At 60.3% G+C, this 12889-nt stretch carries 11 protein-coding genes, 2 tRNA genes and 1 pseudogene; 5 read left to right on the top strand and 9 right to left on the bottom strand.

Annotated elements, in window-relative coordinates:
• Positions 1–112 precede the first annotated feature (112 nt).
• Together MMB48_RS05550 and MMB48_RS05545 are read left to right on the top strand one after the other, a co-directional pair.
• Complete coding sequence (locus MMB48_RS05550; protein ID WP_013140817.1) at positions 113–1333, top strand: NADP-dependent isocitrate dehydrogenase; 1221 nt, start codon at positions 113–115, stop codon at positions 1331–1333.
• Positions 1334–1581: 248 nt separating this feature from the next.
• Positions 1582–3213, top strand: coding sequence for a substrate-binding domain-containing protein (locus MMB48_RS05545; protein WP_032744168.1), 1632 nt, complete (start codon positions 1582–1584; stop codon positions 3211–3213).
• 77 nt (positions 3214–3290) lie between these two features.
• Here the strand turns inward: MMB48_RS05545 and MMB48_RS05540 are convergent, their stop codons facing one another.
• Positions 3291–3980 (bottom strand): M23 family metallopeptidase, encoded by a 690-nt coding sequence (locus tag MMB48_RS05540; protein ID WP_172664373.1) that lies wholly within the window; start codon positions 3978–3980, stop codon positions 3291–3293.
• Positions 3981–4288: 308 nt separating this feature from the next.
• Here MMB48_RS05540 and MMB48_RS05535 point away from each other — a divergent pair.
• Positions 4289–4361, top strand: a tRNA-Asn gene (locus tag MMB48_RS05535).
• 43 nt (positions 4362–4404) lie between these two features.
• Positions 4405–4477 (top strand) — tRNA-Asn (locus MMB48_RS05530).
• Positions 4478–4620: 143 nt separating this feature from the next.
• On the opposite strand, the gene MMB48_RS05525 is transcribed toward MMB48_RS05530, so the two are convergent.
• The 8 genes and pseudogenes from MMB48_RS05525 to MMB48_RS05490 all read right to left on the bottom strand — a co-directional run bounded on the left by MMB48_RS05525 (position 4621) and on the right by MMB48_RS05490 (position 11571).
• Positions 4621–5304: a response regulator transcription factor gene (locus MMB48_RS05525; RefSeq protein ID WP_032744169.1), complete on the bottom strand. Its 684-nt coding sequence runs from the start codon at positions 5302–5304 to the stop codon at positions 4621–4623.
• Positions 5297–6586 carry a sensor histidine kinase gene (locus tag MMB48_RS05520; RefSeq protein WP_032744170.1) on the bottom strand — a complete coding sequence of 430 codons (1290 nt, stop codon included), beginning with the start codon at positions 6584–6586 and terminating at the stop codon, positions 5297–5299. The genes MMB48_RS05525 and MMB48_RS05520 overlap by 8 nt, the downstream gene beginning before the upstream one ends.
• 123 nt (positions 6587–6709) lie before the next feature.
• Positions 6710–7060, bottom strand: a complete 351-nt coding sequence (locus tag MMB48_RS05515) for a hypothetical protein (protein ID WP_012577399.1) — start codon at positions 7058–7060, stop codon at positions 6710–6712.
• Between the two features lie 2 nt (positions 7061–7062).
• Complete coding sequence (locus tag MMB48_RS05510; RefSeq protein WP_032744171.1) at positions 7063–7551, bottom strand: hypothetical protein; 489 nt, start codon at positions 7549–7551, stop codon at positions 7063–7065.
• Positions 7552–7617: 66 nt separating this feature from the next.
• Positions 7618–8481 (bottom strand): ABC transporter permease, encoded by an 864-nt coding sequence (locus tag MMB48_RS05505; RefSeq protein ID WP_032744172.1) that lies wholly within the window; start codon positions 8479–8481, stop codon positions 7618–7620.
• On the bottom strand, positions 8478–9221 hold the full coding sequence (locus tag MMB48_RS05500) for an ABC transporter permease (RefSeq protein ID WP_234896729.1): 744 nt from the start codon (positions 9219–9221) through the stop codon (positions 8478–8480). Before MMB48_RS05500 ends, MMB48_RS05505 begins: the two co-directional genes overlap by 4 nt.
• A 92-nt stretch (positions 9222–9313) precedes the next feature.
• Entirely contained in the window at positions 9314–10408 is a 1095-nt protein-coding gene (locus MMB48_RS05495) for an ABC transporter ATP-binding protein (protein ID WP_032744173.1), read from the bottom strand.
• Positions 10409–10634: 226 nt separating this feature from the next.
• Positions 10635–11571, bottom strand: a pseudogene (locus tag MMB48_RS05490) (relaxase).
• Positions 11572–11709: 138 nt separating this feature from the next.
• On the opposite strand from MMB48_RS05490, the gene MMB48_RS05485 reads away from it, so the two are divergent.
• A complete protein-coding gene (locus tag MMB48_RS05485; RefSeq protein ID WP_032744174.1) occupies positions 11710–12825 on the top strand; it encodes an IS30 family transposase in 1116 nt (371 codons plus the stop codon).
• Positions 12826–12889: the final 64 nt, after the last annotated feature.

Genomic DNA, 12889 nt, shown 5'->3' with positions numbered 1-12889 from the left:
GCCCGGGTGGGACGCCAACAAGGCCGTTTCCCACGGACCGGACGATTGCTTCAAGTCGTTACAAACATGCGCTATGACTAAATCATCTTCACACCATCTATCAGGAGGAAGCATGGCCAAAATCAAGGTCGAAGGCACTGTCGTCGAACTCGACGGCGACGAAATGACCCGCGTGATCTGGAAAGACATCAAGGATCGCCTGATCCTGCCGTACCTCGACGTGAACCTCGACTACTACGATCTGGGCATCGAGCACCGCGACGAGACCGATGACCAGGTGACCATCGACGCCGCCCACGCCATCCAGAAGCACCATGTCGGCGTCAAGTGCGCCACCATCACCCCCGATGAGGCCCGAGTCAAGGAATTCGGTCTCAAGAAGATGTGGAAGTCCCCCAACGGCACCATCCGCAACATCCTGGGCGGCACGATCTTCCGCGAGCCGATTGTGATGAGCAACGTGCCTCGTCTGGTGCCCGGCTGGACCAAGCCGATCGTCGTGGCCCGTCACGCATTCGGCGACCAGTACAAGGCCACCGATTTCAAGGTTCCGGGCGCCGGCCAGCTGACCGTCACCTTCACTCCGGACGATGGCTCCGAGCCGATTCAGCACGTGGTCTACAACTACGGCGAAGACGGCGGCGTGGCCCAGGTGCAGTACAACGTCAACGATTCGATCCGCGGTTTCGCTCGCGCCTGCTTCAACTACGGCCTGATGCGTCATTACCCGGTGTACTTGTCCACCAAGAACACGATTTTGAAGGCCTACGACGGCCAGTTCAAGGACATCTTTGCCGAGGTGTTCGAGACCGAATACAAGGACAAGTACGCCGAGGCCGGCCTGACTTACGAGCACCGCCTGATCGACGACATGGTGGCCAGCTCCCTGAAGTGGCACGGCGGTTACATCTGGGCCTGCAAGAACTACGATGGCGATGTGCAGTCCGACTCCGTGGCCCAGGGCTTCGGTTCGCTGGGCCTCATGACCTCCGTGCTCATGACCCCGGACGGCCAGACCGTCGAGGCCGAAGCGGCGCACGGCACCGTGACCCGTCACTACCGCCGCTGGAAGAAGGGCGAGAAGACCTCCACCAACCCGATCGCCTCCATCTTCGCGTGGACCGGCGGCCTCAAGCACCGCGCCGATCTGGACGGCACGCCCGAAGTCCGTCACTTCGCCGAGACGCTGGAGAAGGTCATCGTCGACACCGTTGAAGGTGGTCAGATGACCAAGGATCTGGCCATGCTCATCGGCCCGGACGAACCGTGGCTCGACACCGACGGCTTCATGAACGCGCTGGACGAGAACCTGGCCAAGGCTCTGGCCGAGTAAATCATCGAACACATCGTACGGACCTACATAGGTCATGTCATGTCGCCAACTGTCATGATTGTCGTGCTTCATCTGGAATGTTCCTCAGCACGATAATCATGACAGTTGTTCGATGCACGCACGTAATACCCCTAATTGTTCCCGGATATGTGGCGATTTGTCCACTGGTCCGGGACTTTTTCGTATACGGCCTACTAGAATCGTGATTCAGTTTGTTTTCACGCCCGCTTGAGGAGGTTTCGCCGCTTATGGTGTTCGCACGCCGCTCAACCACCCTGCTCGCCGCCATTATCACATCCTGCGCGATGGTGCTGTCACTGACCGCGTGCACCTCAGACAATAAGACCGTTGTAGATGGTCAAACCACGGTGACGTCCAATTCTTCCGGCGGCGTGGCCGTGTTCACGCCTTCGGACGGCATTACGCTGAACCAGCAGACGCCACTGAACAAGTGGGCGAAGCTGGTGCCTGACCTGACCAAGGCTCTGGTCGACGCCGGTTTCAAGAAAGGCGATATCGATCATACGACGTCCGACTCGTTGGACAAGCAAAGCCGCGCCATCCAAGACTTTGTGGTCGATCATCTTTCGAATAACACCACGGGCGATTCCGGCATTGCCATCGCGCCCGACAACATGACATTGCTCGTGGCTCCAGTAGTCGAGGCCGACGCTTCCACTCGCCAATACGGCGATTACGTCAGCCAGAACCTGAGCACCAACGATGCCACGGATGAGGGAGCTACTTCTGACGGTGATTCTTCCGAAGACAGCTCTTCCAAAGATGACTCGTCCAACACTGAGAGCGACGGCACTGCATCGGACGAGCAGGCGCAGGCCGTGGACCGGCTGGTCTCATCGCTCAAGCTGGCCAAGGAATCCGGCATGCATGTGGTATTGCTCGGCAACAGCATCGCGGGATATAAGCCGGACGCCTTCGTCAAGTTCTCCGACGCCCAGACCATCGGCAAGCTACAGGCGGAAAAGATGGTGTCCAAACTCAAGTTGGATAAGGCCAGTAAAGACAACCCCAAATACATTGAGGTGCTGCTGCCATACACCGCCGTGGACGAAAAAGGCAACGCCAACGATTCCACGTTCGCCCAAGAGGCGTTCCGTGGTATCTGGCAGGTACTGGGCTCCTACTATCAGAAGGGCGTTGTGGAAAGCCCTTCAGGCACCTTGGACGGCAAATCCACGGAAAACGATTGGCAAGCCGTGGCCTACGATGCCGCCAAGGAAGGCTCCACTGCGAAAGTGCTTGACAAGCGTCTGGCAAAAACCGACGGGCAGTCCACACTCACCCGTATTGACGGCATCATCACGATGAACGACTATATCGCCTCCGAGGTCGTCAAGGAATTGGACGATCTGGGATACACCGGCTCTGCCGCCGATATCAATCCGCAGATCACCATCTCGGGCATTGTCGACAATATCACCGGCAAGAAGGATCTCAGCCGCGACGCAGTGCCGGACCCGATCAAATCCCCTGAAAACGACAACGCAAACGACTCATCCAGTTCCGATGACGATGCGGGCAAGGACACCTCCGCTTCCGACAAGGACCGTGACTCGCAATGGCCTCTGGTGACCGGATACGGCGCGTACGTCTCGAACATCCCATCCATCGTCAATGGCAAGCAATGGATGACCGGCATGGAAGACAGACAGACCATCGCCACGGATATCGCTCAGGCCTGCGCCAAGCTCAACAAGAACGAAGCGCTGAATTCCATGCCTTCAATCAGGAACTCCGAGGTAGGCGGCGTGAAGAAGATCCCGACCATCAACGAACCGTTGCTGGCTGTCAGCGCCAGCAATCTCAAGTCCGCGCTGATCGCCCCCGGATATATCTCCTTGGCCGATGCCGGTCTGTGATTCATACTCGTCACGCCGCTAGCCGCCTGTGATGCCTCTTCCGTACGGCCCTGTTCCGGCCGACAAACATTGCTGAATCATGACGGCTTCAGCACGATTTTTCGACTCCACGCATATTGCTGTGGGTCAAGATAATCGGCCGTTCCTCGCTTGAGGCCCCAATGCAGGCAACGGTCTTCGCAATGGTCCGAGTTGCCCTCAACAATGCCTACGGGCTGTCTGCGGGAGATCGTATCCCCCACCGAGAGCTCGGTAACAGCCGGTTCGAATGTCGACGTGACACCTCCACGATGCCGTACACTCACCACATCTTTGCCAGCTACTTTGCCAGCAAAACTCACGGTCCCTGCCTGTGGTGACAGAATTACGGTACCTTGCTCCGCAACAAGATCCACGCCACGATGACCTGGTGCCCACGGGTTGATCGGCCGCTCGAACTGTTGTTCGACCTGTGGATCGTCGACCGGCCAGTCGAACCGGGATTCGCACTGATTGCCATTGCGCCACGCCAAATCAGACATATCGGTGAAATCCTCCACCGTGTATGCCGCATCTCCGGTCACCGCAGTATCCGCATGCGCAACATGCTGAGGCGTGGATGCCAGTCCTACTCCCAAGGCAAGCAGCAGGCCGATAACGGCGGCCAACGCGATTATGGCATCCATACGCCGTTGCCGTTCCTGAGCCCGCTGACGCGCCTGCTGACGCCGCCTGCTGGCACGTCGGGCTTCGTCGCGACGCCAATCAAACAACAGTGGTGCATTCATGAGATTCCTCCCCATAGTGTGAGTGTGATGTGATTCCGGCTTCTTTGCCGGTGATACCCACCTTGAGGGGTCCGAAACAGGATGTCCAGCCAGAACGACCTATGTGGTTCCAGCTTCCGAAGTTATCCACAATGAGATTTCGCGTGACAGTATCGCCGCATCGTCATGTTGTATGAGATAGTATTCGATGAGTCCGATTCTGCGGAATTCAGCGCGACATGCCATACACGCATGTAATTTGCTTTTTCGTGGCAAGCATGTAAGATTTGTGACTTGTGCGCGAGAGAAATCTCAAACACAGCAGATATTCCTGCGTAGCTCAGTTGGCAGAGCATCCGACTGTTAATCGGACGGTCACTGGTTCAAGCCCAGTCGCAGGAGCTCACCTGAACGGGTAACTCCGGACGGGATGAAAATTGAATATTCCTGCGTAGCTCAGTTGGCAGAGCATCCGACTGTTAATCGGACGGTCACTGGTTCAAGCCCAGTCGCAGGAGCTCACCTGAAGCCATCGGCGTGTTGCCGGTGGCTTTTCTGTTCCCGATTGATTGAAGTTGCAGCATCAGGGAATATCCACATGAGAAAATTAAGCCCGGGCCACTTCACGATTCAGAAACCCTACATTATTCTACGGAATCTGTCACCTCTGCAGATTCGGCATTCCGGCCTTATACCAGAGCACCGCGATACCAACACGTTCTTTGACATCGAGCTTGGCAAGAGACCTACTAACCGCCTTTTTGACTGCCTCCAGTTGCATTCCGAGACGCTGAGCAATTTCAGCGTTAGTCATTCCTTCGCTGACCAGTGCTGAGACTTCGAATTCGCGAGGTCCCAATGAATCGAATTTACTTCTGATGGCCAGAGTGTCAGCATTGATGCTGACGTTGGGAACCCCTCGGCGAATCACTTCCTTTGTAATCCGTGGTGTGAGTATGGCGTCTCCATCGTACACCGAGTGAATGGCCCGACACAGGTCCTTAGTCTTAACGTCCTTAAGCAAGAATCCCGAAGCTCCGGCGCTCAATCCCCCAAACGCATAGCTATCCTGATCGTATGTGGTTAAAATCAGGATACGTATTGAAGGATATGACTGTTTGATTCTTGCCGTGGCATCGAGCCCATCCATAACAGGCATGCGAACATCCATAAGAATGACGTCAGGGAGGCTCTGCCCATGTAATTGCAGTGCCGCAAGAATATCAAGGGCATCCTGTCCATTCCCCGCCTGCAACGTCATGCGAAGCGCAGGATCTTTCATGACCATGAGCGAAAAACCCATTCTGGTCGGCTGCTGATCGTCCACGATCATTACGTTAATCATCGTTTCCCTCCTGCACAGGAATATATGGACGTTTTTGCTGTGGAATAATGGCTGAAACAGTCCACCCCTGCCCTGATGATGAGCCATAGTGAAGGTGCCCGCCAACCCGCGTAACTTCAGTCACTAGGCCAGCAAGCCCGAAACCGGTCCCCTTAGCGCGGTTATCTTTGTTCAGCGTTGGCTTACCATCATCACGCACTGTTATATGGAGTTCCCCATTATCCAGATGATCCCATGAAACCACAATTCGCGTTATATTTTTCCCATGGCGCATTGTGTTTGTGACAGCCTCACGACTCACTCGGAAGCATAAATCAGCTTGGACTAGATCGTCTGGGCGCCTTCCTGTCTCGGTCAGAATGGCGGCGATTCCAATATCACGAGCATGTTGAAGAATCGGGTTTATATCATTCCAGCTGCACAGTTCCACCGTTCCTGTTTTTGTTTTCCGTAACGTCACCGGAGATGAAAGTTTCCGTACCGCCTCGCGTGTATCACCTAGACTTTGCCGAGCTAAGTTATTGATACTCTTTATAGCGCCTTCCACCGGCTCCTGTGTCAATCCCTCCAAGCCTTCAGTAAGTGCAATGATAGCGGTGAGATTATGGCCCACGCTGTCATGCAGTTCGGCTGCGACGTCCGCCCGCCGACGTTCTTCATCGCGTTCCTGTTCCAATTCCAGGCTTCGTTGCTGTTGAGCTTCCACCAAGGCCGCTCCCTTCCGCCGCTGACTGATGTTGCGCGACCAAAGAGCTAAAATAGCGGTCATCGACGCAAGGAGGGACTCGGGCAGAAGTATATCAGTCTGCAAGGCGGGGAAGGTCGCAATCCAGAGGCCGCAAACGATTGACAATCCCGACAAAACCATTCCCGCAATGGCACGTTCAGCGGTCGCGGCCAAGGCTGTAGACGTGTAGACGGCAAACAAGAGAGGCAACATCAGATATGGCTCCGCTTGAATCAAGCAAGCGCATAGATACAATCCGCATATGGCACACAAAATAGCGAACGGCATTCTGATACGGAACAACAGCGCCACAACAGATAAGGCACATAGGATGGCGAGTACGGGGATTCCCCATTGATGCTCCAACAGTTTCATGGCTGCCGAATCGCCCCCGCCATGGGTGAATACGATTCTGGTGAGCATCATCACGTCGTAGCATAGGCACAGTATCGGCGCGACCATGCGCGCGACCGGGCTGGACCGCCAGAACGCGGCCACGTGGCCGATCAGGCCGGTAACCGCGTGGCGCTTGTCGTTTCCGGTTTTTGCGGTCATGCGATTCTCCTTCCCTGGGTGCTGCCCCATCCGTGTTGAAGCGTATCGCATGTGGCCTGTGCCGTATGGCGTGTATGCGGTTAGATGAACTTCCAAAGAAGTTTTCCGTTGTCAGTCGGATTCCTACTGGTTGATGAACATGAGGAAGATGAGCATGCCGCCGGCGGCAGTCAGGCCTGCGGATAGGAGTATCGCGATTGTACTGACGATTCTGTGTCCTCCCGCCTGTTCGGGATAGGTGACGATCGCGATGACGAGCGAAGCGATGAGGCATACGAAGTCGATGATGACGAGGATGTTCCTGACCCAGCCCGTCGTGTAGAGATGGATGCCGAGCAGCTGGGGCACGAGCGTGCACAGAAGGGGAAGGACGGCCAATGCGAGGCTGGCGCAGCCGCCCCATGTCCGCCCGCCGTCCGGCGGTGCCGGCGTATATGCCGGTTGCTGGTTTGGGTATTGGGATGTGTTTGCCATGGTCATTGCTCCTTGGATGTGAGGTTCACGGTGCCGGTGAATTGGTCGCCGGTGACGTAGATGTAGAAGCTGGTGCCTGTGACGTTGTAGGTCTGGTCGATTTTGCCGTTCGTGGCGGGCACGGGTCGTTTCGTGTCGCTGCCGTTGGTCACGAGGATTCTGCCGGTGCCGGATGTGCCTGTGATGGTGCCGTTCAGGTGGATGCTGGCCTTCTTGCCGGTGCCGCCGAATACGGCCTCCTCGCCGGTGAACTTGCTGTAGTCGGCCTTGTAGCCGCCCGTGTAGGAGTCGCCGTCTTGGGTGCGTATGCCTTGAAGGTTCCTGTCTCCGGCCACGCCGATGCCGGTCGAGCAGCCGGTGAGGATGATCGCGGCGAGGGTGGCGATCAGCACGGCGATGACGCGGCGCGGCAGGCGTATGGACTGTTCGCTGTTGTGTGGCGCGTTGTGTTGTTCGTCGTGTCGTTCGTTGTGTTGGCTGGTGGTGTGCATGATGAAGCCTTTCCATGGTGTTGGGTGGCGGGCTCCCGCAGGTGAGGGGAGCCCGTGGACGGTTGCTCAGACGGCTTGTTTGGCGAGCCGGTGGAAGATCAGGGCGCTGATGGCGGCCCAGATGGCGGCGGCGGTCGTGGAGGCGAGCATGGATGCCGGGCTGGCGATGTTCGCGAGGTCGCGGGCGGCGGAGGCGCTGGTGATCAGGGCGAGCGGATACGGCCCGGCGATGGCCGGGGCGGCCAGGCTCAGCGCGCATCCGCCGATGGTCAGGACCATCATCGCGCTCATCGTGCCCGCGAACGATTCGGCCTTCGCGCTCACGGCCTGCGTGAGCGTCATGATCGCCCATACCGACAGGGTCAGCGGGATACCGCGTAGCAGGAACGGGCCGAGCTGCGCGAGGTCGAATCCGGCGGCGAAGCGTCCGACGAGGATGAACTCTGCCTCGAACATGAGGACGGTCAGCGCCGAAGCCGCGAGCCCGTGCAGCATCTTGCCGGCGATCGCCGCGTTCACGGTGCCGGCGGCGTTCAGCCGCTGCCAGTTGCGGCCTCGATGCTCGTTGGCTTCGACCTGCGCGGCGAACGCGGCCACAAGCACCGGCATGAACACCATGCTCGGCAGGAGGATCGCCTGACCCCAGATCGCGGCCCAGGTCACGCCCTGCCTGGCGAACTCCGCCTGGTTGCCGGTGTACTGGCTCCACCCGTTGAACATGCCGATCGCGTCGAACAAGACGGTCACGATCCAGTACCACAGGTTGCCGGCCTTGCGCATCTCCCAGCGGAACGCCGCCCACACGGACGGCCTGCGGCGTCCCGCCGCATGCGCGCGGGGCATCGCGGCATGGCTCGGGCCGGCAGCTGGATTGGCGGCCGGGTTGATTGCCGGATTGGTTGCCGGGTTCACTGCGTTTGCGTGTGTCATCGTCTTGACTCCTTCACCTTGACCACGACCATGCTGACCAGCGTCCAGCCGAGGAACGCCATGGCCGCGGAGGCCACGGCCATCCACGGGCGCGCGGCGAGCAGCATCGTGGCGTTGCCGCCCGCATCCACGGATCTGACGAACGGGCTCGCGGCCGAACTCAGGCCGGCCGGGAACAGCCAGCCAAGCGCGGGTCTGTTCATCGCACCCAGGCCGGAGCCCAGCACGCCGGCGATGACGCCCAGACCCAGGCCGATGGCCTGCTTGTCGATCATCATCGAGAACATCAGCTGGACCGCGCTCGTGGCCGTCGCGGACAGGAAGCCGGTCAGGGCCGGCACCCACACCAGCGCGGCGAACGAGCCGGCCACCGTGAAGCCAAGGGCCTTCGCCGCGATCGGCACCCACAGCAACGGGATCAGGAAGCAAAGCCCCACGCCGGTGCCGGCGACGATGAGCTTGCCCACGAACCGGGCCGCGTCCGACTGGCCGAACGACAGCCATGTGAGGTTCATGCGCTCCGAGGTCTCCAGCACGGCGATGCGGCTGGTCAACAGGGCCGCCAGAATCGGGGCCAGCAGGCTCACGACCTGATAGACCTCGCCATCGGCCAACGCGGCCGACCTCAACGCCGGGACGGGACTGCCGGCGCGTTTCATGAACGCCATGCCCGCCCACGCCGAAACCAGCAGCATCATGCCCAGCAGCATCCACCAGAACGACGAGCCCCGCACCTTCAACAACTCCAGACGCGCCAGCGTGAACGGGCTGCCGGTCTTCGCGCGGGGGCGCGGCGGACGGCGGCCCGTCGCCGCGAACACTGCCGCGCCGCTCATCGTGCGCCTCCGTCCGCCGCCGCGAACGCCGCCCGACCCGCAGCCTGCCGGATCGGCAACGGACGACGCGGGGATGCGTGCGCGGATGCGCGTGCGGCGTCGGAATCCATGGCATTTTGCGCCTGATGAGGCGTGGGCTCGCGGCTCTGCGGGCTTTCGATCAGTTCGAGGAACGCCTGCTCCAGCGTCTTGCGCTCGGAGGCGACGCGATAGACCGCGACGCCCTGGCCGACGAGCTGCGTGATCAGGGTGCCGATCCGCTGGTCCGGCAGTTCCGGCAGGCGCAGCACGCCGCCATCCCTGCCCGGCAGCCACCGGTAGTCGATCCGGTCCGAGCCCAGCATCGCCGCCGCGAGCTTCGGGTCGGAGACACGCAAATCGATGTGCCCCTCCTCGCGCAGACTGTCGAGCGAACCCTGATACAACAGGCGGCCGGCCGCGATGACGCCCACGACCGGCGCCATCTTCTCGATCTCGGAAAGGATATGCGAGCTGATGATCACCGTGATGCCCCGTTCGCGGCTCAGACCCATGATCATTTCGCGCACCTCGACCACGGCCTCCGCGTCCAGCCCGTTCGTCGGCTCGTCCAGCAACAGGAGCTCCGGCTGCGAGATCAACGCCATCGCGATGCCCAGCCGCTGCTTCATCCCCAGCGAGTAGTCCCTCGCCTTCTTGCCCTCATGGCCGGCCAGACCGACCTGCCGCAAAATCGCGGGCGCGGCCGAACCCGGCAGATTCAGGTAATCGGCCACCATACGGCAATTATCCAGACCGCTCAACACCGGGTAGAAGCTCGGCCCCTCGATCATCGAACCGACCCGGCCCGCCTGCAACCTGTGCCGGCCACCCACCTTCTCACCCAACATCCACATATCGCCGCTCGTGGCCGAGGCCAACCCAAGCAACAGCTTCATCGTCGTGGACTTGCCCGCACCATTCGGCCCCAGCAAACCATACACGCCATGCGCCGGCACGTTCAGATTCAACCCGTTCACCGCGAGAAAATCCCCATACCGCTTCACCAGCCCGCGCGTCAGCACCGCACTCGACGCCGGATCAGCCGGCTGCGCTGTATATTGTATTGTCATTATCGTCCTCCAAAATCCGTCACCATACCGTGGCATTTACAATGAAAACTCGTTACGCGCGATACCTCAATGAATGAGAGCGGATGTGTACTCTCGGGAGGACATTCCTTCTGAGTTTGCACCGACATGCGACGGAGGTAGGGATTCGAGGCTGCTGTCAAATTTTTCCTACGTGCGCTGGTATAGGGCTTTCGTTCATGTCCGTGGCCGTTATCCACAGGCCGTCCTACGTAAGCCCGTAGCGTTCGCGCAGCATGTCGAACGCGTGCAGGCCCTCGCTCATCGCTGCCCGGTATTCGTCGTCGTCCGCCGCGCTGTTGAGGTTGGCGGCGATGGCGAACGCTTCGGATACGAGGCGTTCCATGTCGTGCGTGGACAGATTCTCGGGGTGTCTTTCTCGTCCGCCGTCGAGGAAGGGCGGGCGGTTCTCCATCGCGGCGCGCCATTCCCGGACGGCGAGGCTGCGGCTCCTGGCATCGTCCGCCCAGTCGTCGCGCAGTCGTTTCAATCGCATGTCGTCGCCGAGCTCGAAGGCGTTGAACCGTTCCGTCCACCCGTCCGCGCTGCGCCACGTGATCCGGTAGCCGACCACCTGGCCGGGGTCGGTGAACGAGTCTTTGGCGGTTCCCCTGCGCAGCCTGGGGTCGATGGAGAAGCCTTCCCTGCGCACGCGGCGTATGAACTCGTCCTCGCTGCGCGACGCCTTGGCGCACGTGGTCGTTGCCGTTGGCGGACAGTCCGTGACGAACCGCGAGCCACGTGACGCCCTGATCGCCGTCGCCGTCGATGATGTTCATGCGCATCAGATAATCGCGGATGACCGACTCCCATTCCTGATCGGTCAGTATGCCCTGGCCGGCCTTGATGGCAAGCGAGCAGTGCCACACGCGCTTCCTGCCATGCTCTCGTTCGGGATTGTCCTTGCCTCGCATGTCGGGCGGGAACGGATCGCCCTTGCGTCCCCTGACGCGGTAGCGTCGGTCGAACCTGCGGCCTATCTCCGCATACGACGCCGCCGGCTTGCCATCCATGTCAAACGAGGGAAACATGTCGCCGCTCGCGCACACGAGATGCTGGTCGGTGTGTTCATTGCGCCGTCCCTTGCCGAACAGGTAGCGCACCAGGCCGGCCGGGTCCGAACCCCTGACGATATTCGGTATCATACGATGATTCTCCGCCCGCACGCCCGGCACGGCGGCGCATGGCGTCTATGAGAGATATGCGTCCCGGGTTCTAGATAGAAGTGCAACGCCTGTCTATGGTTGGAAGTGTTCAAGTCCTAACTCAAGAAGGTGTTGCTCATGAGGAAAGTGTATTCCCACCTGTCGGCCGAGGAACGCGTCCGGATCGACGAGTTGAGGAACCGTGACGGGCTCGGTGTCCGCCAGATCGTCCTGAGGATCGGCCGCGACAAGTCCACCGTCAGCCGCGAGCCGGGACGCGGCCTGTGGTTCACGTCCAGCGAGAACGAGTCCCATCGCCCCTACCGGCCGAAACGGCTGAAGGCGGGCGCGTGGACGTCGAGGCCGTTCTACTCGGCGATGACCGCGCAGCGCAAGGCCGAGCGGCGCGCCCGCCAGCCGCGCAAGCCCCTGCGCATGGCGCATTCACCGCTGCTCGCGTGGGTCATGGACGCGCTGCGCAAGGGATGGACGCCCGAACTCATCGAGGGACGGCTGAAGGTCGAATGGCCGGCCGACCCGCATATGAGGATCGGCCGCGAATGCCTCCACCGGTGGATCTACGCCAAGCCGCGCAGGGCATTGGACCTCAGGCAGTACCTGCCTCGGGGCAAGCGGCATCGCACGCGCGCCAAGGGCAGGAGGTCGAAGGGGCCGCGCATCCCGATGCGCGTGCCGATCGCCGAACGTCCCGAACGCGTGGGCCCGCGCCGCGAGTTCGGCCATTATGAGTCCGACACGGCCGTCGGCTCGGCACCGTCGAAGCGGTGCGGCGACACGCAGGTCGAACGCAAGAGCCGCCGCCTGTTCGCCCGCTTCATCGAGGACAAGAGCGCGCCGGCGACCGCGCGTGCCGAATACGACATCTACAGCCGCATCCCCGCGCCGGCGAGGATCGACCGCACCTGGGACAACGGCACCGAATCCTCCTGCCACCTGCTCGTGGACGAGGCGTTGGGCATGCTCGCCTATTTCGCGGACCCGTACTCCTCATACCGGAGGGGCGGCAACGAGAACCGCAACGGGCGCATCCGCCGCTACCTGTCCGAGAGGACCGGCTTCGACGGCCTGACGGACGAGGACCTGCAGGCCATCGTCGATGAGATCAACGACACCCCCATGAAGGTCCTGGGCTGGGAAACGCCCAACGAGGTTTGGTACCGCGAGCCCGGCAAGGTAATGTCGAGGACAAGCCACCCAAAGACGAGCTCTGTTGATGATATACTCTTTTACTAGACAAGCGATTTTCTACTTGCCTACCAAATAGTGGGTATACCGCCTACCAAGGCAATGAAGCATC

The organism is Bifidobacterium sp. FKU, from assembly GCF_026016385.1.
In the GTDB taxonomy this organism is placed as follows: Bacteria; Actinomycetota; Actinomycetes; order Actinomycetales; family Bifidobacteriaceae; genus Bifidobacterium; species Bifidobacterium infantis.
Note: the sequence above shows the minus strand (reverse complement) of the source record. Positions and strands in the feature narration are given on the sequence as shown.